Here is a 19,294-nt window from a genome sequence, read left to right as displayed (position 1 = left end):
CCTCGTTGTCCAGGACCAACCGCACCGCGCGGTCACGCACTTCCTGAGAAAACTTGTTCGTTGTCTTGCTCATGATGCTCCATCCTACTCAAGAGTTGGAGCCTCCGGCAAACCCGGCGCGGTTCAATCCGGCAACGATCCAGTTCCTTCTTGGCGATGTCATGGGCCAGATTTGCGGGCGTTTCCTTGCCGACCCCGAAGCCGAGACGATGATGGCGGCGGCCGAGCCGGGGTCGCTTGGCGCCCAAGCCGCGACCTGGCTCCGCAAGGCTTGGCCCGGCAAAGACGCTTCCTTTATCCGTTCCGTTCTCGAAAGCCGTCCAGGCGTCTTCCACTCCACGATGCTGGCGCTCGCCGAGCCGGGAGTTGCCGGATGAAGTTGCTGCTTCCCAGACTTCCCGGACCGGCCTGCGACGACATCGTTCGCAGGTTCCTTGCTCATGGCCCGTCGGGTTAGACCGGCTTTCGCCCGGATGACCTTCCCGATCAGGTGCGCTACGCCGCTACCGGTGGAGCACCCGTCCACGCGGCATCACTCACATCCGTGAGGCGGGATCTCGTCGCCATTGCGCAGAGGCATGGCTTCGGACGGGAAGGAGTTCGGCCGTCCCATGCTGGCTTCGATGCCGAGACTGCCGCCTGGCTTGCACAAGCGGATATCTTCGCCACTGGTGAGGCACTCAGGGATGACGTCTGGGCGTTCGTCGCCGCTGTCCTGGCTCCCGACGTCGCGCACTGGCGCTTTGGCAGCTCGACAGAGCGTTACGCCGGAGGCGTCCGCAATACCTTCCAGAGGCTCTGGATGCGCGGGCGTGCGCTCGACCGCGGGGTGGGGCACCCTGATCGCTGGCAATTGCTGGAAGAGCTGACCGAGGATGCCCTAGTGCAGATCACCGAGCGACCGAGCATCGGGGGCGACCGCATCCTCGCCTTGGCGATCGCCGAGGCGTGGCTTCGTGCTGCGCGACACCACGGCAAGGCGGCCATGGAAGACATCATGCGCCGCGCAATTCTCCGCATCCGTATCCGCAACGAGATCAGATCTCTGGCAGACCTGCCGTCAAACGATCTTGCCGGTTTTCTCGACAGGATGTTCGGTCTGGCGAATCGGTCCGCACCCACTCGAGGCGGAAAGTCGGGGGTGCCGACCCCCTCCGATACGGCATATGGCAGCCAATCGGCAGACGACGCACAGGTTGCGGTGTCGGGGCTGAGCTTGGCGGATGCGGCCCGGAAAGTGAGGCAGGAAGCCGGGAAGCGCGGCTGGCTTTCCCCGAAGTCGCAATCCGCGCTAGAAACCCTTCAGGGAGGCAACGCCTCTCTCGACCGGGGCAAACGCAACGCACTTGACTATCTTCTTGGCAGACTCTCGGACGCAGATGTCATGGCGGAAGACATCTCGCGGCTGCGAGCTGCCATGTCCGAAGCTCCGGCCGAAGCTGGTTCGCCGGACGAACGCCCGGAAAGACCGCGCAGGAGAAGCTGGGCAATCTGGCGTGCAAGATAGGGTGGCACGGCGTTACCGACCTGGACGTACTGCTGCGTCCGGTTGCCGAGGAAGTAATAGTCGTCCGGAAAGGTCTGGAGGCGCGCTGCCTCGCGTACGGTGAGGCTGCGGCACTGCATGGGATCGGGATGGATGAAGTAGTGACCGTCCTTGGAGATGTGGCTCGTGATCGTGGTCGATGCCTTCCCTGCCAGCTGGACCCGGAAACGGTCGTTGAAGACGCCGCTGTACCAGTTGCGGTGGTCAGGGCTGAGCGATAGCGGGAAATCGGCCGCCTTGGGGCTGTAACCTCGCACCTCGCCGAAGACGGCAGCGAACAGATAGCGCCCGAGGTCCGAGGGCATGTGCCCGCGTGTTTCGTGCTGGGCAATACCGCGCAATGCAGGGCGGTCCAGCCACGCGAGAAGCTCGTCGTTTGACGTGCCATAGTTCTCGGGTAGCCGTGCCGACAGGCGCGGTGCCAGCAGTCCGTTCTTCAGGCCCGTCGCAACGGCGGAGAAGACGTCGCGCAGCGGCCCATCCTCCTTGCCCCGGTGGATGCGCGCCAGCAGCCGGGCGGCCCCGACGACCTCGCGCCGCCAGAGCGACGGGTCGTCGCAACCGCGGCTCAGGCCGCTGCGCAGTTCCGTCATCATGCCGATGGCGTCATCGACATTCCGTGTCACCCCCGAAACCGGTATGCTCGCCCCCGTGGCCCTGTCCGCGAGGTCGGAGCGGATGCCCACGATGATCACGCGGTGACGGCGCTGCGGAACCCCGAATTCCTCGGAGCGGACGATGAAATCGGAGGGCTGCGCGGCCTCCTGCAGGCTGGCCCTGCCGTCCGCCACCCGGATCGCCCGCATCTCGTAGTGATGCCCCCGACCGGTGCCGAGCGAGGCGAGGTCCTCCATCAGCATCTCGAAGACGAGGCGGCTCTCGATCGTCGAGGACAGCATGCCCTTCACGTTTTCCATGACGAAGGCCGCCGGACGCAGGCGGTCGAGAACGCGGATGTATTCGCGGAAGAGATAGTGCCGCTCGTCCTCCTCGGGGACATATCCGACCTTTCCCTTCGCCCGAGCGCGCCCGACAAGCGAATAGGCTTGGCAGGGCGGACCCCCGATCAGGATGGTGTCGTCGACATCCCGGCGCAGCTTGCCGATAGCGCGATCGATGGCAGCAGCGGCCGGTTCTGCTCCAAGCTCGAGGCATTGCGCCTCCGCCGTCGCATGCTCCCACGCCGCCGCATCTACCGCGCTCCAGGCGGGCTCCGGGATCAGCCCGGCATGGAAGTCGATGAAGGCTTGCGGCAACGCCCCGTGACGCGCCTGATGCGCCCGCAGGAAGGCGCGCAAAGTGAGCGTGCGGTGCGCCGACGCCTCCTTCTCGACCGAGATACCGATCCGGAACGGCGCGTGGCCGCCGACGGCGAGGGACGCAAAGCCCTCGCCGAGGCCGCCAGGGCCGGCAAAAAGGTCGACGATGCCGAAAGTTGAGATCAAATCAGTCCCCTGACGAACTGCACTTGCCGGGTGTATACTCCGTTCAGGGACGAAAACCAGGGCGCTTGTGGCCGATATCGTGGATCAGCAGACCCGTTCCCGAATGATGTCGGGGATACGAGGCAAGAATACGAAGCCCGAGCTGGCGCTAAGGCGGGCGCTTCATGCTCGCGGCCTTCGTTTCCGGCTTCACTCTCGCAAGGTACAGGGGCGGCCTGACGTTGTTCTGTCCAGGTACCGAGCCGCGTTGTTCGTCCACGGCTGTTTCTGGCATCGACACCACGGATGCCGCTACGCCACGACACCATCGACGCGGGCGGAGTTCTGGCGGGGGAAGTTCGAGGCAAATGTTGCTCGAGACAGCGCCGTTCGGGCGGCACTTCTGAACGAGGGATGGCGCGTGGCAATCATCTGGGAATGCGCCCTCAGGAAGCCCGAACGGGTTGGCCCGGCGACCGACATTTTGATCGTGTGGCTGCGGAGCAGCTCCACCGAGGTCGAAATCGGCGAAACGGATGTCATCGCCGCCGAGCGACGGTGATGCGTCCTCTCCTCGAGGCAGATAGATTGACATTGGCAGGAACCTTTGCGGGGATACTCCGATTGGCATGGTCGAGCAACCGGGACTGCTGGACGGAGAGTATCCCTTCATCTCCCGGCGATTGCCGGTACCCGAGCTTGCCTGGATCAAGCGCCCCGCCAGCCTCGAAGCGTTGCAGCGCGCGCAGACGCGAGCCAACGGCGTCCAGCTGGTCAGCAGTTGGCAGCCGATCGAGTTGCGGTGCGTGACACCACGGTATGGCGAGGCCGCCTCTATGGTCTTCTGGCCCAACGACGCTGAGCGTCTGCAGATGCGTGCCCCGAAAGCGTATCGGAAAGGCAGGGCCTGAGACGGGCGACCGGGGTGGTGGCAAGAGCCTTGTAACCGTTCAGCGTGCTCCAAGGATCGCCGTTCGCTCGGCATGTGGAGGCTCCCTCGAAAGAGATCCATTGCGGTGGCTGCGGCATGCCGGCCACGACTCGTGCCGCCAGCGCCGGCCGACCTCCAACCAAACGGTGGCCAAGGCTTGTCAGTAGGTTGCAGAACCTTTGCCCCGAACCGGCGGGAACTTACCCCGAGACGGCGCCAACTTTCGCCGGATTCACACCCTCAGTGTGTCCAGGCGCCACGGCGGTCGGTGGCGAAGTTCTCGCCATAGCCGCGGGGGCGGATGTTGGGTTTGCGGGGTTTGGGGGCGGTCACGGTCGCTTCGATTCCGTGCTCGCGTGCATAGGCTTCGGCGGCCTCGAGGGTGTCGAAACGCAGGCGGATCTGGCTGTCCATGTCGTCGGAACTGGTCCAGCCCATCAGCGGATCGACCCCGCGCGCGGCCTGGGGAGAGAACTCCAGCACCCACTGGCGGAAGCGCGCGGGGCCGGACTGGGTGGCGGTTCGGGCGGGGCGATAGATGCGGGCGCGCATGGGCACTCTCCTGTTCGTCGCCGCCATCATTACCGCAGGGGGGGGCGCGGGTTCAACTGTCACGGGCGCGCAGGGCGTGGCGGCCGCCCTCGCCTTCTTGAACACGCCCCGCTACGTCCCATCTGCTGGCCCATCACCCACGACCCACCGGACAGGAGACGGCCCCGATGACACTGGACCTGCCCGCCGTCGCGCGCCCCTCCCGCGAGAAGCTGGAGGGCGGGCGGCGCTTCGTGATGCACTCGCATTACGAGCCCGCGGGCGACCAGCCCACCGCCATCGCCGAGATCTCGGCCGCGATCGCGGCGGGCGAGCAGAACCAGGTGCTGCTGGGCGCCACCGGCACGGGCAAGACCTTCACCATGGCCAAGGTGATCGAGGCGACCCAGCGCCCCGCCATCATCCTCGCGCCCAACAAGACGCTGGCGGCGCAGCTGTACGGCGAGTTCAAGGGCTACTTTCCCGAGAACGCGGTGGAATACTTCGTCAGCTACTACGACTACTACCAGCCCGAGGCGTATGTCCCGCGCACCGACACCTTCATCGAGAAGGAATCCCAGATCAACGAGCAGATCGACCGCATGCGCCACTCGGCCACGCGGGCGCTGCTGGAGCGTGACGACGTGATCATCGTGGCCTCGGTGTCGTGCATCTACGGCATCGGCTCGGTCGAGACGTATTCGGCGATGACGCAGGAACTGGAGGCCGGCGGGATCTATGACCTGCGCGCGGTGATGGCCGAGCTGATCGCGCAGCAGTACCGCCGCAACGACATCGCCTTCCAGCGCGGCAGCTTCCGGGTGCGCGGCGACGTGCTGGAGCTGTGGCCCGCGCACCTGGAGGACCGTGCCTGGCGGTTTTCGTTTTTCGGCGAGGAGCTGGAATCGATCGTGGAGTTCGACCCGCTGACCGGGGCCAGGACCGACAGCTTCGAGAAGATCCGGATCTATGCCAACTCGCACTACGTCACGCCGCGCCCGACCCTGCAACAGGCCACGCGGGGCATCCGGCTGGAGCTGGCGCAGCGGCTGAAACAGATGGAGACGGAGGGCAAGCTGCTGGAGGCGCAGCGGCTGGAACAGCGCACGCAGTTCGATCTGGAGATGCTGGAGGCCACGGGCGTCTGCAACGGCATCGAGAACTACTCGCGCTACCTGACGGGGCGCGCGCCGGGCGAGCCGCCGCCCACGCTGTTCGAGTTCATCCCCGACAGCGCCATCGTGTTCGCCGACGAATCCCACGTCAGCGTGCCGCAGATCGGCGGCATGTACCGCGGCGACTACCGGCGCAAGTTCACGCTGGCCGAACACGGCTTCCGGCTTCCGTCGTGCATGGACAACCGCCCCCTCAAGTTCGAGGAGTGGGACGCGATGCGCCCGCAGTCGGTGTTCGTGTCCGCCACGCCCGCGGCGTGGGAACTGGAACAGGCGGGCGGCGTCTTCACCGAACAGGTGATCCGCCCCACCGGCCTCATCGACCCGGTGGTGGAGATCCGCCCCGTCAAGATGCAGGTGGACGACCTGCTGGACGAGGTGCGCCGGGTCACGGCCGCCGGGCTGCGCACGCTGGTCACCGTGCTGACCAAGCGCATGGCCGAGGATCTGACCGAATACCTGCATGAACAGGGCATCCGCGTGCGCTACATGCACTCCGACATCGACACGATCGAACGGATCGAGATCCTGCGCGACCTGCGGCTTGGGACGTTCGACGTGCTGGTGGGGATCAACCTGCTGCGCGAGGGGCTGGATATCCCCGAATGCGGGCTGGTGGCGATTCTGGACGCCGACAAGGAGGGGTTTCTGCGCTCCGAGACCTCGCTCATCCAGACCATCGGGCGGGCGGCGCGCAACGCGGATGGGCGGGTGATCCTCTATGCCGACCGCGTCACCGGGTCGATGGAACGCGCCATGGCGGAAACCGACCGCCGCCGCGCCAAGCAGGTCGCCTACAACGAGGCCCACGGCATCACCCCCCAGACCGTGCGCAAGAACGTCGACGACGTGCTGGCGGGGCTGTGGCAGGGCGACACCGACCAGAGCCGCGTCACCGCCAGGGTCGACAAGCCGCTGGTGGGCGCCAACCTCGCCGCCCATCTGGAGGGCCTGCGCACGCAGATGCGCAAGGCCGCCGAGAACCTGGAGTTCGAGGAGGCCGCCCGCCTGCGTGACGAGGTCAAGCGGCTGGAGGCGGTGGAGCTGACCATCGCCGACGACCCATTGGCGCGGCAGTCCGTCGTCGCCGACGCGGTGGAGGACGCGACCACCCGCGCGGGCCGGTCCACCGGCGGGCGCGCGGGGCAGCGTGGCGGCAAGGCCCGCCGGGGGGCCAGGCGATGAGGGGGGCGGGCGCGATCGCCGCCGTGCGCCCGCAGGCCACACCCTGAGGCGCGCGGCCCGGCCATGCTGATCTCGCACCATCACCGTTTCGTCTTTCTCAAGCCGCGCAAGACCGCGGGCACCACGGCGGAGCTGGCGCTGTCGCCGTTCCTGCACCCAGGCGACCTCGCGACCCCGATCCAGGCCTGCGAGGAGGCGCTGCGCGCGGTCCCGACCGGCGTGCGCGTCGACACCATCCACGGCCACTGGCCCGAAGGCTGGCCCGTCGGCTGGCCGTTGCGGCTGCGCGATCACTCCACGCTGGCGCGGGCCGAGGCGATGATGGGCCGCGCCATCGCGGGCTACCGCATCGTCAGCATGTTGCGTCACCCCTGGGACCGGGCGGTGTCGCAGTTCTTCTGGTCGATGCGCCACACCGACATCCGCCGCCGGCCCAGCGCGGCACAGGCCCGCGCCTTTCGCGCGTTCACCCGGCGCTGGGGGCCGTCGGGCTGGCGCGACCGGGTCCTGGGGCGCGAACGGCAGCGCGCGCTGGACAATTCCGGCCTCTATGTCACCCGCGGACGCTGTCGGGCGGGGTTCCTGATCCGGTTCGAACACCTGGCCGAGGATCTTGCGGCATTGCAGGGCTGGCTGGGCCTGCCGGGCCGCCCGGTGCCGATGGTGCACACCAAGGGCGGCCTGCGCGGCGACGGCGGCGACTGGCGCGCGCTGTACGACCGGGCGACGCGGGATCTGGTGGCCCGTGCCTGCGCGCGTGAAATCGCGCTCGGGGGGTATGACTTCGACACCGACACCCCGCGCAACGGCCCGGTGATCACGCCATCGCGCGGGGCCATGCGCTGATCGGGCGGCCTTCGGGCTTGCGGGGTGGGCCTTGGCCCGGCATATGGACAGGGACGGCAAACACCCGCCTGCGGAGGGCCTTTCCATGACCAGCTTTCACGAGCGCGAGCGCGCCTTCGAGAACAAGTTCGCCCATGACGCCGAAATGCAGTTCAAGGCCGTGGCGCGGCGCAACAAGCGCCTCGGGCTGTGGGCGGCCGAGCTTCTGGGCAAGACCGGCGAGGACGCCGATGCCTATGCCGCCGAGGTCGTGCGCGCCGACTTCGAGGAACCCGGCCACGAGGATGTGATCCGCAAGCTGGTGGCCGACCTGGGCGCGCGCGCCGACGAGGCGACGATCCGCGCCACCATGGACCGGCTCCTGTCCGAGGTGAAGGCGGAGATGCTGCGCGACGGCTGACCCCCGGCGTCGCGATGCCCCCAGCCCCGGCGGGTCCGCCGATCCCAACCCCGGAGCCCGCCGTGATCACCGCCGCCACCCCCGACGCGCTGAGCGCCCTGCTGGCCACCCGCGACTGGCTTCTGGCCGACGGGGCGACAGGCACGACGCTGTTCAACATGGGCCTCGGATCCGGCGATGCGCCGGAGCTGTGGAACGTCGATCATCCCGGGCGTATCCGCACCCTGTACGCGGGGCCGGTGGCGGCGGGGTCGGACATCTTCCTGACCAACAGCTTCGGCGGCACCGCCGCGCGGCTGAAGCTGCATGATGCGCAGCGCCGGGTGGCGGAGGTGAACCGCGCCGCCGCGGAAATCGCCCGCGATGTGGCCGACACCGCCGGGCGCCGGGTGGTCGTCGCAGGCTCCATGGGGCCCACGGGCGAGATCATGGCCCCCATGGGCACCCTCACCCCCGCGCTGGCGACCGAGATGTTCCACCAGCAGGCCGATGCGTTGCGCGACGGCGGCGTCGATGTGCTGTGGGTCGAGACGATCTCGGCCCCCGAGGAATACGCCGCCGCCGCCGAGGCCGCCCGCCTGGCCGGCATGCCCTGGTGCGGCACCATGAGCTTCGACACCGCAGGCCGCACGATGATGGGCACCACCACCGCCGACATGGTCAAGCTGGTGGCGCGGCTGGCGCATCCGCCGCTGGCCTTCGGGGCGAATTGCGGGGTGGGGGCGTCGGACCTTCTGCGCACCGTGCTGGGCTTCGCCGCGCAGGGGCCCGAGCGGCCGGTGATCGCCAAGGGCAACGCCGGCATCCCGAAGTTCGTGGATGGCCACATCCACTATGACGGCACGCCCGCGCTGATGGCGGCCTATGCCGTGCTGGCGCGCGATGCGGGCGCGCGGATCATCGGCGGCTGCTGCGGTACCACCCCCGAGCATCTGCGCGCCATGCGGGCAGCCCTGGAGGACACCCCCCCCGGCCCCCGCCCGACGCTGGAGGGAATCACCGCAGCCCTGGGCGGGTTCTCCTCGCTCGCCGACGGGACAGGGCCTGCGACCGCCCCCCCGCGCGACCGCCGCCGCCGCCGGACCTGACGCCGCGCCCGATTCGCAGCCCGTACGGGGGCCGGGATCGCCGCGCGGGCCGCCCATCCCGGCCGCCCCCCGCGCAATGTCGATTTCCACGCGCCCGATGTCGCAATTCCCCGCCTGCCGCCGCGCCTGCGGGCGCATGACCGGGGTGTGGCGCATTGGCGCGCCGATCAGACCGGGAGGGTGCGATGGCCGAGGACGAGATCATCCTGTCGGAACTGCCCGACGACGAGCTTGTGCTGCAGATGCACGACGACCTCTATGACGGCCTGCGCCCAGAGATCGAGGAAGCCGTCACCCTCCTCCTCGATCGCGGCTGGTCGCCCTACCGCGTCCTGACCGAGGCGCTGGTGTCCGGCATGACCATCGTCGGCAACGACTTCCGCGACGGCATCCTGTTCGTCCCCGAGGTGCTGCTGGCGGCCAACGCGATGAAGGGCGGCATGGCCATCCTCAAGCCCCTGCTGGTGGAGACCGGCGCGCCCCGCATGGGCAAGATGGTGATCGGCACCGTCAAGGGCGACATCCACGACATCGGCAAGAACCTCGTGGCGATGATGATGGAGGGCGCGGGATTCGAGGTCGTCGACCTCGGCATCAACAACGCCGTGGAGAAATACCTCGACGCGCTGGCCCGTGAACGGCCCGACATCCTGGGCATGTCGGCGCTGCTGACCACCACCATGCCCTACATGAAGGTGGTGATCGACACGATGAAGGCCGAGGGCATCCGCGACGACTACATCGTGCTGGTGGGCGGCGCCCCGCTCAACGAGGATTTCGGCCGCGCCATCGGCGCCGACGCCTATTGCCGGGATGCCGCCGTGGCCGTGGAGACCGCGCGCGCCTTTGTCGCCCGCAAGCACAACCAGATCGCCCCGTCCCCCTGAGGCGGCCATCGCGGCCGGGCCCTGCGCGGGCCCTTCGCCCGCGCCGGGGCCGAGGGGGCTCGATGCCCCCGAGGCGCCGGACCCCGACATCTGTGCGCCCCGCCTTGCCCCAGCGCGCCGCTCGGGGTATCGCCCGGGCAGCAACGACAGCGGGAGCACGGCCATGAAAGCGCGGGTGACGGTGATGCTCAGGGACGGCGTGCTCGACCCCCAGGGCGAGGCGGTGCGCCACGCGCTTGGCGCGCTCGGGTTCGCGGGCGTGGAGGGCGTGCGCCAGGGCAAGCTGATCGAGATCGACCTCGCCGCCACCGACCCGGCCACGGCCGAGGCCGAGGTCCGCGCGATGTGCGAGAAGCTGCTGGCCAACACGGTGATCGAGCGCTTCACCGTCGAGATCCTCTGACCCCCACCCCTGATTGACGGGACCCCGCCGATGAAAGCCGCCGTCGTCACCTTCCCCGGCTCCAACTGCGACCGCGACCTTGCCGTGGCCTTCGCCGCTGCGGGCTTTGACGTCACCCGCGTCTGGCACAAGGAGAGCGGCCTGCCCGCGGGCCTTGACGTGGTGGGCCTGCCGGGGGGGTTCTCGTTCGGGGATCACCTGCGCTGCGGGGCAATCGCCGCACGCGCGCCGATCATGGCCGCGGTGGCCGGGTTCGCCCGCTCGGGCGGCCATGTGCTGGGCATCTGCAACGGCTTTCAGGTGCTGTGCGAGGCGGGCCTTCTGCCCGGCGCGCTGATGCGCAACGCGGGCCTGCGGTTCGTGTGCCGGCCCGAGCGGCTGGTGGTGGCCACCGCCGACAGCCCCTTCACCCACCCCTGGGCCGCCGGGACGCAGGTGGACATCCCCGTCGCCCACCACGACGGCAACTACCGCGCCGACGCCGACACGCTGGCCCGTCTGCGCGACGAGGACCGCATCGCCTTTCGCTATGCAGGCAACCCCAACGGCTCGGCCGATGACATCGCGGGGGTGCTGTCGGAAAACCGCCGCGTGCTGGGCATGATGCCGCACCCCGAGCGCGCCGCCGACGCCCGGCTGGGTGGCACCGACGGGGCGGTGGTGTTCCGCGCGCTGGCCGCCGCGCTGGCCACGGTCTGAGCGGACGAAACCGGTCCCCCGTTTCCGCGGCCCCGTTTCCCCGGTGCGGTGCTGCGCATGCTTGAGGGGGACAGGCGCGGCGCCTATGCTCGGCAAATGGCGGAAACCGAGCCCCTCTCCGATCTGGCGCAGGCCGACGACCGGCCGCGACGGCTGGTGTCGGCGCGCTGGGTGGTGGTTATCGTGCTGCTGCTGGCGGTGGCGTCGGTGTCGGTGGCCAACCGGCTGCTGACCGAACGCTTCACCGAATCGCTGCGCAACCGGGCCGAGCTTCGGCTGGCGCTGTTCTCGGGCAACATCCAGGGCGAGTTGCAGCGCACCGCCGTGGTGCCGCTGCTGCTGGCGCGCGACCCCGAACTGGTGGGCGCCTTGCAGGCGGGCGAATACAGCCAGACCTCGGCGCGGCTGATGGCGCTGCAATCGGAGATCGGCGCCGCTTCGTTGCAGCTTCTGGATGCGTCGGGGCGCACGGTGGCGGCGACCGACCGCAACCAGATCGGCTCCAGCCACCGCGAGGACCCCAGCTTTGTCGCCGCGCGCCGCGGCAGCGATACCGTCTTCACCGTGGCCGAGAAATCCTCGGGCGGATTCGAGTTCAGCCACAGCCGCGCGTTGCGCTCCGGCGGGCGGCTGCTGGGGGTCGTGGTGGTGGCGGTCGATCTGACCCAGTTCGAGCGTGGCTGGTCGCTGTTCGCCGATGCCGTGGCCGTCACCGACAGCGAGGGCCGGATCATCCTGGCCACCGATCCGCGCTGGCGCGGCCGCACCATCGACGAGGCGCTGGCGCTGGGCGAGGCCGCCGGCCCCTGGGCGCAGCTGACCCGCGGGCTGAGCGAGCGGCTGGGCATCTCCACCTCGGCGTGGCTGCGCGGCGCGCCGATGCTGCGCTCCGAGGCGCGGGTGCCGTTCCGCGGCTGGCGGCTGGTGTCGTTCACCCCCGTCGACACCGCGCGCGAGCGGGTGAACGGGGTGCTGGCGCTGGTGATCATGGGCTTTGCGCTGCTGCTGGCCGGGGCCTTCTACGTCACCGGGCGGCGGGCACGGTTCCAGACCGCGCTGTTCGCCCGTGAATCGGCCGAGCTGCGCGCCCTGAACGCCCGCCTCCAGCGCGAGATCGCCGAGCGCGAGAAGGCGCAGAAGGATCTGGCGGTGGCCGAGCAGACGCTGGAGCAGTCCTCCAAGCTGGCGGTGCTGGGCGAGATGTCGGCCGCCGTCAGCCACGAGCTGAACCAGCCGCTGGCGGCGATGAAGACCTATCTGGCCGGCGCGCGCCTGCTGATGCAGCGCCGCCGCCCCGAGGAGGCGCTGAGCAGCTTCGAGCGGATCGACGACCTGATCGCGCGGATGGGCGCCATCACCCGGCAACTCAAGAGCTTTGCGCGCAAGGGCGGCGATGCCTTCGCCTCGGTCGACATGCGCGCGTGCATCTCGGGCGCGCTGGAGATGATGGAGCCGCAGCTGCGCGCGCGCCGGGTGCGGCTGGTGCGCTCGGTCCCGCGCGAGGCGGTGATGGTGCGCGGCGACCGCATCCGCATCGAGCAGGTGATCGTGAACCTGTTGCGCAACGCCCTCGATGCCACCACGGATACGCCCGAGCCGCAGATCGACATCCTGCTGAGCCAGGGCGAGACGGCGACGCTGACGGTGCGCGACAACGGCCACGGGCTCAAGCACCTCGACAGCCTGTTCGAGCCGTTCTTCACCACCAAGGGCCCCGGCGACGGGGTCGGGCTGGGGCTGGCGATCTCGTCGGGGATCGTGGCCGATCACGGCGGGCGGCTGACGGCGCGGAACGCCCCGGCCGGTGGCGCGGTTTTCGAGATGCAGCTGCCGCTGGAGGCAGTCGAGGATATCCCCCCCACCCGGGCGGCGGAATGATGATGCGTATGGGAGTGGTGACGTGGCACGCGCAATGAAGGTGGCGATTATCGACGACGAACAGGACATGCGGGCCTCGGTCGGGCAGTGGCTGGCGCTCTCGGGGTTCGAGGCGGTCACCTATGCCAGCGCCGAGGACGCGTTGCGCGACATCCGCCCCGATTTCCCCGGCGTGGTGATCAGCGACGTGCGGATGCCCGGCATGGACGGGGTGACGCTGCTCAAGCGGCTGACGGCGATGGATTCGGCGCTGCCGGTGATCCTGATCACCGGGCATGGCGACGTGCCCATGGCGGTGGAGGCGATGCGGCTCGGCGCCTTTGATTTCCTGGAAAAGCCGTTCGACCCCGACCGGATGACCGAACTGGCCAAGCGCGCCGGACAGGCCCGCCGCCTGACCCTGGAAAGCCGCGCGCTGCGCACCGAACTGGCCGACGCGCCGGTGCTGATGAAGCGTCTGGTGGGCGCCAGCGCGATGATGGAACGCCTGCGCGAGGATATCCTCGATCTGGGGCAGGCCGACGCGCATGTGCTGATCGACGGCGAAACCGGCACCGGCAAGACGCTGGTGGCCCACGCCCTGCATGCCGTCGGGCCGCGTGCGGGGCGCCGCTTCGTCACCCTGTCCTGCGCGGCGTTTGACGAGGTCACCCTCCAGTCCCGCCTGTTCGGCCCCGCCGAGGAGGGCGCCCCCGGCCCGCTGGTGGAGGAAGCCCGCGGCGGCACCCTCCTGCTGGAGGACATCGAGGCGCTGCCGATGGCCTTGCAGGCACGGCTGGTGACGTTCCTGAATGAACAGGGCACCCCGCCGGAGACCCGCATCATCGCCATCTGCAACGCCCACCAGCCCCACCGCACGCTGGAGGACGCGCTGCGCCCGGACCTGTACTACCGCCTTGCCGCGCTGAAGATCACGCTGCCACCGCTGCGCACCCGCGGCGAGGACATCCTGGCGCTCTTCACCGCCCATGTGGAGCAGTTCGCCGACGAATACGGCTGCGAGCCGCCGCAGGTCACCGCCCAGGAGGCCGCCCAGCTGCTCCAGGCGCCCTGGCCCGGCAATGTCCGCCAGCTCATCAACATCGCCGAACGCGCGGTGCTGCAGAACCGCCGCGGCTCGGGCTCCATCGCGTCGCTGCTGATGGCCGACAGCGACACCGCCGACACCGGCATGACCACCGAGGGCAAGCCCCTGAAGGAACACGTCGAGGCGTTCGAAAAGATGCTGATCGACAACACCATGCGCCGCCACAAGGGCTCCATCGTCGCTGTCATGGACGAGCTGTGCCTGCCGCGCCGCACCCTCAACGAGAAGATGGCCAAGTACGGGCTGGCGCGCGCCGACTACGTCTGAGGCGGGCGCTCGACAAAGCCCGCGGCGGGGGCTAGGGCGGGGCTGGCCGCGCCGGTTGCGGCCATCGAAGGGGGCGCGCGTGCGGGCGGCGGTGCTGAGGCTGAGCGGATGGCTGGACGGGCTGGCGCGGGTCGTGTGCGGCACGGCGGCGGCGGTTCTGGTGACGCTGGTGCTGAGCATCGTGGTGCTGCGCTACGGCTTCGGCACCGGCAGCATCAAGTTGCAGGACGGCGCCACCTATGCCTTCGCGGTGTTCCTGATCTTCTCGTTGCCGGTGTGCCTGGCGCGGGGCGGGCATGTCCGGGTGGAGGTGCTGTCCGAGCGCCTGCCGCCGGGGTACATCCGCGCGGCCGACGCGGTGGCGCTGGTGGTGTTCCTGATCCCGGTGTTCGGGCTGATCCTGTGGGCGGGGTGGTCGGACCTGGCCTTTGCCTGGCGCATCCGCGAGGCCTCGGTGGAGACCGGGGGCCTGCCGGGGCTGTATCTCGTGCGCACCGCGCTGCCGGTGGCGGCGGTGTTGATGATCGTGCAGGGCGTGGCCGCGGTGCTGCGCCCGCCGGTCATGGCATGAGGGTGGCGCGCCCATGACCCCGCAGGAGGTGTTTCTGATCGTGATGCTGGCGGGGTTGTTCGCGGGCATCCTCAGCGGCATCCCGGCGATGCTGGCGATCGCGGGCGTGCCGCTGGTGGTGGCGGTGATCGCCGCCGGGTTCGGGGCGTTCGACCTCAACTTCCTGAGCTTCTTTCCCGCCCGGGTCTGGGGGGTGATGACCAACACGCTGCTGATGGCGGTGCCGCTGTTCGTGCTGATGGGGGTGCTGCTGGAGCGCGCGCAGCTGGCCGAGCGGATGCTGGGCGTGCTGGCGCGGATGCTGGGCGGCAGCCCGCGCGGGATGGCGCTGTCGGTGCTGGTGTTTTCCGCCATGATCGCGGCGGCGACGGGGATCATCGGGGCCACGGTGGTGATGCTGGTGCTGGTGGCGCTGGGGCCGATGCTGGCGGCGGGCGTGCCCAAGGCGCGCGCGTCGGGGCTGATCTGCGCGTCCGGCACGCTGGGACAGATCATCCCGCCCTCGATCCTGCTGGTGCTGCTGGGCGACCAGATCGGCAACACATACCTGGAGGCGCAGCAGCGCGCGGGCAACTTTGCCCCGCAGCCGGTGTCGGTGGGCGATCTGTTCGCGGGCGCGCTGGTCCCCGGGCTGCTGCTGGTGGGGCTGTACGGCATCTATGTCGCGCTGACGCTGCGGCCCGCGCGCGGGGCGGTGCGCCCGCCGCGCGCCGCCCCCGTGCCCTGGGCGGAAATCGCCTTCACCTTCCTGCCGCCGATGCTGCTGATCCTCGCGGTGCTGGGCTCCATCCTGGCCGGCGTCGCCACGGCGACCGAGGCGGCGGGGCTGGGCGCGGTGGGGGCGCTGCTGATGGCCGGCTTCACGCGCATGCATGGCGGCTGGTGGCGGCGCTGATGGCGGGCCTTCCGGGCGGCGATCTGGGCGCGGTGCTGGCGATCATGGCGATCGTGTTCATCCTCGGCTTCATCCTGGAGGCGGTGGAGATCATCTACATCGTCGTGCCGCTGCTGGGGCCTGCGGTGCTGGGCAGCGACATCTCGCCGGTGTGGTTCGCGGTGCTGCTGGCGATGAACCTGCAGACCTCGTTCCTGACACCGCCGTTCGGGTTTGCGCTGTTCTACTTCCGCTCGGTCGCGCCGCGCAGCATCACCACGCCCGACATCTATCGCGGCGTTGCGCCCTTTGTGTTGCTGCAACTGCTGGCGCTGGCGGTGCTGCTGGCGTTTCCCGGGCTGGCCACATGGCTGCCCGGCGTGATTTTCGGATAACCTGGAGGAGCCCACATGAAACGCAGAACCTTCCTTGCCACCGGCGCGGGCATGACCGCGCTGCCGCTGGCCGCGCCCGCCATCGCGCAGGGCCGGGTGCAGTGGAACCTCGCCTCGTCCTTCCCCACGGCGGCGCCCGGCGTGGGCACCAACGTCACCCGCTATGCCGAGCTGGTGCGCGCCATGTCCGACGGCCGGATGGAGTTCACCGTCTACGGCGCGGGCGAGCTGGTGGGCCCCTTCCAGGTGGAGGACGCGGTGCAGGCCGGCAACGCGCCGGTGGGTCACGCGCCGCCCTACTACTCCGCCGGGCGCGAGCCTGCGACGCACTGGTTCACCGGGGTGCCCTTCGGCATGACCTCGGCCGAGCATGTCGCCTGGCTGCGCTGGGGCGGCGGCCAGGAGATCTGGGACGACATCTACGCCGAGCGCAACCTCAAGCCGTTCTACTCCGGCAACTCCAACACCCAGTCGGGTGGCTGGTTCAAGAACCGCATCACCAGCGTCGCGGACCTGCAGGGCCTGAACATGCGCATCGCGGGGCTGGGCGGCGAGATGATGCGCCATGTCGGCGTCAACGCCGTGCTGATGCCCGCGGGCGAGATCTTCACCGCCCTCCAGTCGGGCGCCATCGACGCGGCCGAGTGGGTCGGCCCGATGCTGGACCGCGCGTTCGGCCTGCAGCGCATCACCAATCTATGTTACGTCCCGGCGTTTGCCGAGCCCGCGGCGGCCGTGGCGATCATCTTCAACACCGACGCCTGGGCCGAACTGCCCGCCGACCTGCAGGCGATCTGTGGCGCCGCCGCCCATGCCGCCGCGCTGGAGATGCACGCGCAGTTCGACTACTTCAACGCCCAGGCCATGCAGGAGCTGCGCGACGACGGGGTGGAATTCCTGCCCTTCCCCGACGACGTCATCGCCGCCATGCGCGATGGCTGGGACCGCGTGCGCGAGGACATGCGCGCCGCCCACCCCTCGGTCGCCCGCGTGCTGGAGAGCTACGAGCCGTGGTTCGAGAAGTCCCGCGCCTACAGCCGCACCATGACCGAACCGCTGCTGTCGGGGCGCCTCTGATCCCGACCCCCGCGCCGCCGTCGGGGGCGGCGCGGGGGGCCACGCCGGGCCGCCCCCGATCGGATCGCGGACCGGGCCCATCGGGTGTCGCCCCTGCGGAAGGTTGCACAGGGCCACCGGTGGCCGCCGCGGGGCGGCTCAGGCGCGGCGGGCCTCGGTCGCCGCCAGCAGCGCGGTGGCCAGCATGGTCGCGCCGGCCAGCAGGAAGATCGCCGTCGGCTGGCCCGCGTCGATCAGCGCCCCGAACAGCGGTGGCGCCAGAATGCCACCGGCGTTCAGCCCGCTGGTGACCAGCCCGAACACGCGTCCCGAGGCGCCCTCGGGGGCTGCGGCCTGAACCAGCATGTCGCGTGCGGGCATCGCGGCGCCCACAAGCGCCCCCGCCACGGCCAGCACCGCACACAGCGCCGCCAGCGGCAGCGCCATCAGGGCTGTCGGCACCATCAGCACCGCCGCCCCCGCGAATGTGCCCGCCGCAAGCGCCCCGTGCCGCTTCGTGCGGTCCGCCAGCCGCCCCCCCGCCAGCACCCCCAGCGCCATCGCCAGCAGGAAGCTGCTCAGCGCCAGGTTCGCCTCGGCGACGCCCATCCCCCGCCCCTCGGCGAGGGCGGCCACGGTGAAGCCCTGCAAGCCGATGGTCGCCAGCGCCATCAGAAAGAAGAACCCCGTCAGCCGCAGCAGCGGCCCCGCGGCCAGCCCCCCGGTCAGCCCCGTCAGCGCCCGGGTCACCCGCCCCGACCCCTGGGCAGGGGGCGCCGCCCCCCCGGGCAGTGGCGGGATCAGGGCGACCAGCGGCGCGACCAGCAGTGCCAGCCCTCCGACCGCGATCAGCCCGGCCTGCCAGGAATGCGCGATCACCGCCGCCGCCATCGTCAGCGGTGCCACCGCGCCCCCCAGAAACCCCGCAAAGGTGTGCCAGGCAAACGCCCGCCCCTTGCGGCCGCCCCCGGTCGTGCGGCCCAGAATGGCGTAATCGGCGGGATGATAGACGCTGTTGGCCACCCCTGCGACCACCATCAGCGCCAGCAGCGCGCCATATCCCTGCGACAGGCCCACCGCGACATATGTCGCCCCAGCCAGCAGCAGCCCCGCCGCCAGCACCGGGCGCGGCCCGATCCGGTCGGCGGCCAGCCCCGCCAGCGGCTGCGTCACCAGCGTCGCCAGGTTGAACACCGCCAGTGCCAGTCCCAGCTCGGCAAAGCCGACGCCGTAATGCACCGCCATCAGCGCGAACACCGGTGGCAGGGCCACGATGTGCAGGTGGCTGATGAAATGCGCCGCGCAGACGATGGCCAGCGTGCGGCCGGTGCGCGGGGCAGGGGGGGTGGCGCCGGAGATACCCACCCGCGTCAGGCCACGGCGGTGCGCAGCCGGCCGATGCCTGCGACCTCGGCCTCCATCACGTCACCGGGGCGCACCGGGCCGACACCGGCGGGGGTGCCGGTCATGATCAGGTCGCCCGCGCGCAATTCGAACAGGGCCGACAGATGGGCGATGATCTCGGGCACCTTCCAGATCATCTGGTCCAGGTCGCCCTCCTGGCGCAGCGCGCCGTTGACATGCAGGCGGATGGCGCCGTGGGCGGGGTGGCCGATCCGCTCGGCGGGGACGATCTCGGCGCAGGGGGCGGAGGCCTCGAAGGCCTTGGCGACCTCCCAGGGGCGTCCGGCCTTCTTCAGCGCCGCCTGAAGATCGCGCCGCGTCATGTCGAGGCCGACGCCATAGCCCCACACATGCGCCAGCGCGTCGGCGACGGGGATGTCCCGGCCGCCCTTGCCCAGGGCCACCACCAGTTCGATCTCGTGGTGGACATCCTCGGTGCCCGGCGGCCAGGGCATGTCTGCCCCGTCGGTCAGCAGGCAGGTGGGGCTTTTCATGAAGAAGAACGGGGGTTCCCGGTCGGGGTCGTGGCCCATCTCGATGGCGTGGGCGGCATAGTTGCGCCCGACGCAATAGATGCGGTGCACTGGGAAGCGCGCGGCGGTGCCGCGCACCGGCAGGGTGGCGGGGGCGGGCGGTGCGATCACCAG

Annotated in this window: 20 protein-coding genes and 2 pseudogenes; 18 read left to right on the top strand and 4 right to left on the bottom strand. The window is 70.1% G+C overall.

All coding sequences use genetic code 11. The features are described 5' to 3' along the window. Nucleotides 1–53 precede the first annotated feature (53 nt). The gene (locus tag CCR87_RS06730) at nt 54–377 is read left to right on the top strand and encodes a hypothetical protein (RefSeq protein ID WP_201156791.1); all 324 of its coding nucleotides are present in this window, start codon (nt 54–56) and stop codon (nt 375–377) included. A gap of 113 nt (nt 378–490) precedes the next feature. Beyond that, nucleotides 491–1,078 (top strand): annotated as a pseudogene (locus tag CCR87_RS17785) (DUF6339 family protein); the annotation flags it as partial. Nucleotides 1,079–1,350: 272 nt separating this feature from the next. On the opposite strand, the gene CCR87_RS06725 reads toward CCR87_RS17785, so the two are convergent. Beyond that, nucleotides 1,351–2,991: a DNA cytosine methyltransferase gene (locus tag CCR87_RS06725; protein ID WP_201156790.1), complete on the bottom strand. Its 1,641-nt coding sequence runs from the start codon at nt 2,989–2,991 to the stop codon at nt 1,351–1,353. A gap of 103 nt (nt 2,992–3,094) precedes the next feature. Here CCR87_RS06725 and CCR87_RS17620 point away from each other — a divergent pair. From CCR87_RS17620 to CCR87_RS06715, 3 genes and pseudogenes are all read left to right on the top strand, one after another. Further along, nucleotides 3,095–3,355, top strand: a pseudogene (locus CCR87_RS17620) (very short patch repair endonuclease); the annotation flags it as partial. Between the two features lie 36 nt (nt 3,356–3,391). After that, on the top strand, nt 3,392–3,532 hold the full coding sequence (locus CCR87_RS17615; RefSeq protein WP_338048888.1) for a hypothetical protein: 141 nt from the start codon (nt 3,392–3,394) through the stop codon (nt 3,530–3,532). A 67-nt stretch (nt 3,533–3,599) separates the two neighbouring features. Then, a complete protein-coding gene (locus CCR87_RS06715) occupies nt 3,600–3,881 on the top strand; it encodes a hypothetical protein (protein ID WP_201156788.1) in 282 nt (93 codons plus the stop codon). Nucleotides 3,882–4,141: 260 nt separating this feature from the next. Here the strand turns inward: CCR87_RS06715 and CCR87_RS06710 are convergent, their stop codons facing one another. Continuing rightward, nucleotides 4,142–4,453 carry an ETC complex I subunit gene (locus CCR87_RS06710; protein ID WP_201156787.1) on the bottom strand — a complete coding sequence of 104 codons (312 nt, stop codon included), beginning with the start codon at nt 4,451–4,453 and terminating at the stop codon, nt 4,142–4,144. A 167-nt stretch (nt 4,454–4,620) separates the two neighbouring features. On the opposite strand from CCR87_RS06710, the gene uvrB reads away from it, so the two are divergent. The 13 genes from uvrB to CCR87_RS06650 all read left to right on the top strand — a co-directional run bounded on the left by uvrB (nt 4,621) and on the right by CCR87_RS06650 (nt 17,264). Next, nucleotides 4,621–6,792 carry an excinuclease ABC subunit UvrB gene (gene uvrB, locus CCR87_RS06705; protein WP_201156786.1) on the top strand — a complete coding sequence of 724 codons (2,172 nt, stop codon included), beginning with the start codon at nt 4,621–4,623 and terminating at the stop codon, nt 6,790–6,792. 63 nt (nt 6,793–6,855) lie between these two features. Beyond that, nucleotides 6,856–7,638 (top strand): hypothetical protein, encoded by a 783-nt coding sequence (locus tag CCR87_RS06700; RefSeq protein ID WP_201156785.1) that lies wholly within the window; start codon nt 6,856–6,858, stop codon nt 7,636–7,638. Between the two features lie 85 nt (nt 7,639–7,723). Further along, nucleotides 7,724–8,038: a DUF1476 domain-containing protein gene (locus tag CCR87_RS06695; RefSeq protein ID WP_201156784.1), complete on the top strand. Its 315-nt coding sequence runs from the start codon at nt 7,724–7,726 to the stop codon at nt 8,036–8,038. Nucleotides 8,039–8,100: 62 nt separating this feature from the next. After that, nucleotides 8,101–9,126: a betaine--homocysteine S-methyltransferase gene (gene bmt, locus CCR87_RS06690; protein ID WP_338048887.1), complete on the top strand. Its 1,026-nt coding sequence runs from the start codon at nt 8,101–8,103 to the stop codon at nt 9,124–9,126. A 185-nt stretch (nt 9,127–9,311) separates the two neighbouring features. Next, entirely contained in the window at nt 9,312–10,013 is a 702-nt protein-coding gene (locus tag CCR87_RS06685) for a corrinoid protein (RefSeq protein WP_201156782.1), read from the top strand. A gap of 163 nt (nt 10,014–10,176) precedes the next feature. After that, nucleotides 10,177–10,416: a phosphoribosylformylglycinamidine synthase subunit PurS gene (purS, locus tag CCR87_RS06680; protein ID WP_201156781.1), complete on the top strand. Its 240-nt coding sequence runs from the start codon at nt 10,177–10,179 to the stop codon at nt 10,414–10,416. A gap of 30 nt (nt 10,417–10,446) precedes the next feature. Further along, the gene (gene purQ / locus CCR87_RS06675; protein ID WP_201156780.1) at nt 10,447–11,115 is read left to right on the top strand and encodes a phosphoribosylformylglycinamidine synthase subunit PurQ; all 669 of its coding nucleotides are present in this window, start codon (nt 10,447–10,449) and stop codon (nt 11,113–11,115) included. Nucleotides 11,116–11,211: 96 nt separating this feature from the next. Further along, nucleotides 11,212–12,993, top strand: a complete 1,782-nt coding sequence (locus tag CCR87_RS06670; protein ID WP_201156779.1) for a sensor histidine kinase — start codon at nt 11,212–11,214, stop codon at nt 12,991–12,993. A gap of 22 nt (nt 12,994–13,015) precedes the next feature. Further along, complete coding sequence (locus CCR87_RS06665) at nt 13,016–14,347, top strand: response regulator (protein WP_201156778.1); 1,332 nt, start codon at nt 13,016–13,018, stop codon at nt 14,345–14,347. A gap of 91 nt (nt 14,348–14,438) precedes the next feature. Next, a complete protein-coding gene (locus CCR87_RS06660; RefSeq protein ID WP_338048886.1) occupies nt 14,439–14,918 on the top strand; it encodes a TRAP transporter small permease subunit in 480 nt (159 codons plus the stop codon). Nucleotides 14,919–14,931: 13 nt separating this feature from the next. Further along, nucleotides 14,932–15,813 (top strand): TRAP transporter large permease subunit, encoded by an 882-nt coding sequence (locus tag CCR87_RS17510; RefSeq protein ID WP_274609755.1) that lies wholly within the window; start codon nt 14,932–14,934, stop codon nt 15,811–15,813. Next, nucleotides 15,813–16,187 carry a TRAP transporter large permease subunit gene (locus CCR87_RS17505; RefSeq protein ID WP_274609754.1) on the top strand — a complete coding sequence of 125 codons (375 nt, stop codon included), beginning with the start codon at nt 15,813–15,815 and terminating at the stop codon, nt 16,185–16,187. The genes CCR87_RS17510 and CCR87_RS17505 overlap by 1 nt, the downstream gene beginning before the upstream one ends. A 15-nt stretch (nt 16,188–16,202) precedes the next feature. Beyond that, the gene (locus CCR87_RS06650) at nt 16,203–17,264 is read left to right on the top strand and encodes a TRAP transporter substrate-binding protein (protein ID WP_201156776.1); all 1,062 of its coding nucleotides are present in this window, start codon (nt 16,203–16,205) and stop codon (nt 17,262–17,264) included. A 138-nt stretch (nt 17,265–17,402) separates the two neighbouring features. Here CCR87_RS06650 and CCR87_RS06645 read toward each other — a convergent pair whose 3' ends face one another. Both CCR87_RS06645 and CCR87_RS06640 read right to left on the bottom strand, forming a co-directional pair. Continuing rightward, on the bottom strand, nt 17,403–18,608 hold the full coding sequence (locus tag CCR87_RS06645) for an MFS transporter (RefSeq protein WP_201156775.1): 1,206 nt from the start codon (nt 18,606–18,608) through the stop codon (nt 17,403–17,405). Nucleotides 18,609–18,613: 5 nt separating this feature from the next. Beyond that, nucleotides 18,614–19,294 (bottom strand): fumarylacetoacetate hydrolase family protein, encoded by a 681-nt coding sequence (locus CCR87_RS06640; protein WP_201156774.1) that lies wholly within the window; start codon nt 19,292–19,294, stop codon nt 18,614–18,616.

The organism is Rhodobaculum claviforme (assembly GCF_016653255.1).
Taxonomy (GTDB): domain Bacteria; phylum Pseudomonadota; class Alphaproteobacteria; order Rhodobacterales; family Rhodobacteraceae; genus Rhodobaculum; species Rhodobaculum claviforme.
The sequence above is the reverse complement of the archived record's forward strand: the minus strand, read 5'-3'. Positions and strand labels throughout refer to the sequence as shown.

Coding starts and splice junctions, on each gene's coding strand:
- CCR87_RS06715 (WP_201156788.1), top strand. CDS start 3,600: ATGGTCGAGCAACCGGGACTGCTGGACGGAGAGTATCCCTTCATCTCC.
- CCR87_RS06710 (WP_201156787.1), bottom strand. CDS start 4,453: ATGCGCGCCCGCATCTATCGCCCCGCCCGAACCGCCACCCAGTCCGGC.
- uvrB (WP_201156786.1), top strand. CDS start 4,621: ATGACACTGGACCTGCCCGCCGTCGCGCGCCCCTCCCGCGAGAAGCTG.
- CCR87_RS06700 (WP_201156785.1), top strand. CDS start 6,856: ATGCTGATCTCGCACCATCACCGTTTCGTCTTTCTCAAGCCGCGCAAG.
- CCR87_RS06695 (WP_201156784.1), top strand. CDS start 7,724: ATGACCAGCTTTCACGAGCGCGAGCGCGCCTTCGAGAACAAGTTCGCC.
- CCR87_RS06685 (WP_201156782.1), top strand. CDS start 9,312: ATGGCCGAGGACGAGATCATCCTGTCGGAACTGCCCGACGACGAGCTT.
- purS (WP_201156781.1), top strand. CDS start 10,177: ATGAAAGCGCGGGTGACGGTGATGCTCAGGGACGGCGTGCTCGACCCC.
- purQ (WP_201156780.1), top strand. CDS start 10,447: ATGAAAGCCGCCGTCGTCACCTTCCCCGGCTCCAACTGCGACCGCGAC.
- CCR87_RS06670 (WP_201156779.1), top strand. CDS start 11,212: ATGGCGGAAACCGAGCCCCTCTCCGATCTGGCGCAGGCCGACGACCGG.
- CCR87_RS17510 (WP_274609755.1), top strand. CDS start 14,932: ATGACCCCGCAGGAGGTGTTTCTGATCGTGATGCTGGCGGGGTTGTTC.
- CCR87_RS17505 (WP_274609754.1), top strand. CDS start 15,813: ATGGCGGGCCTTCCGGGCGGCGATCTGGGCGCGGTGCTGGCGATCATG.
- CCR87_RS06650 (WP_201156776.1), top strand. CDS start 16,203: ATGAAACGCAGAACCTTCCTTGCCACCGGCGCGGGCATGACCGCGCTG.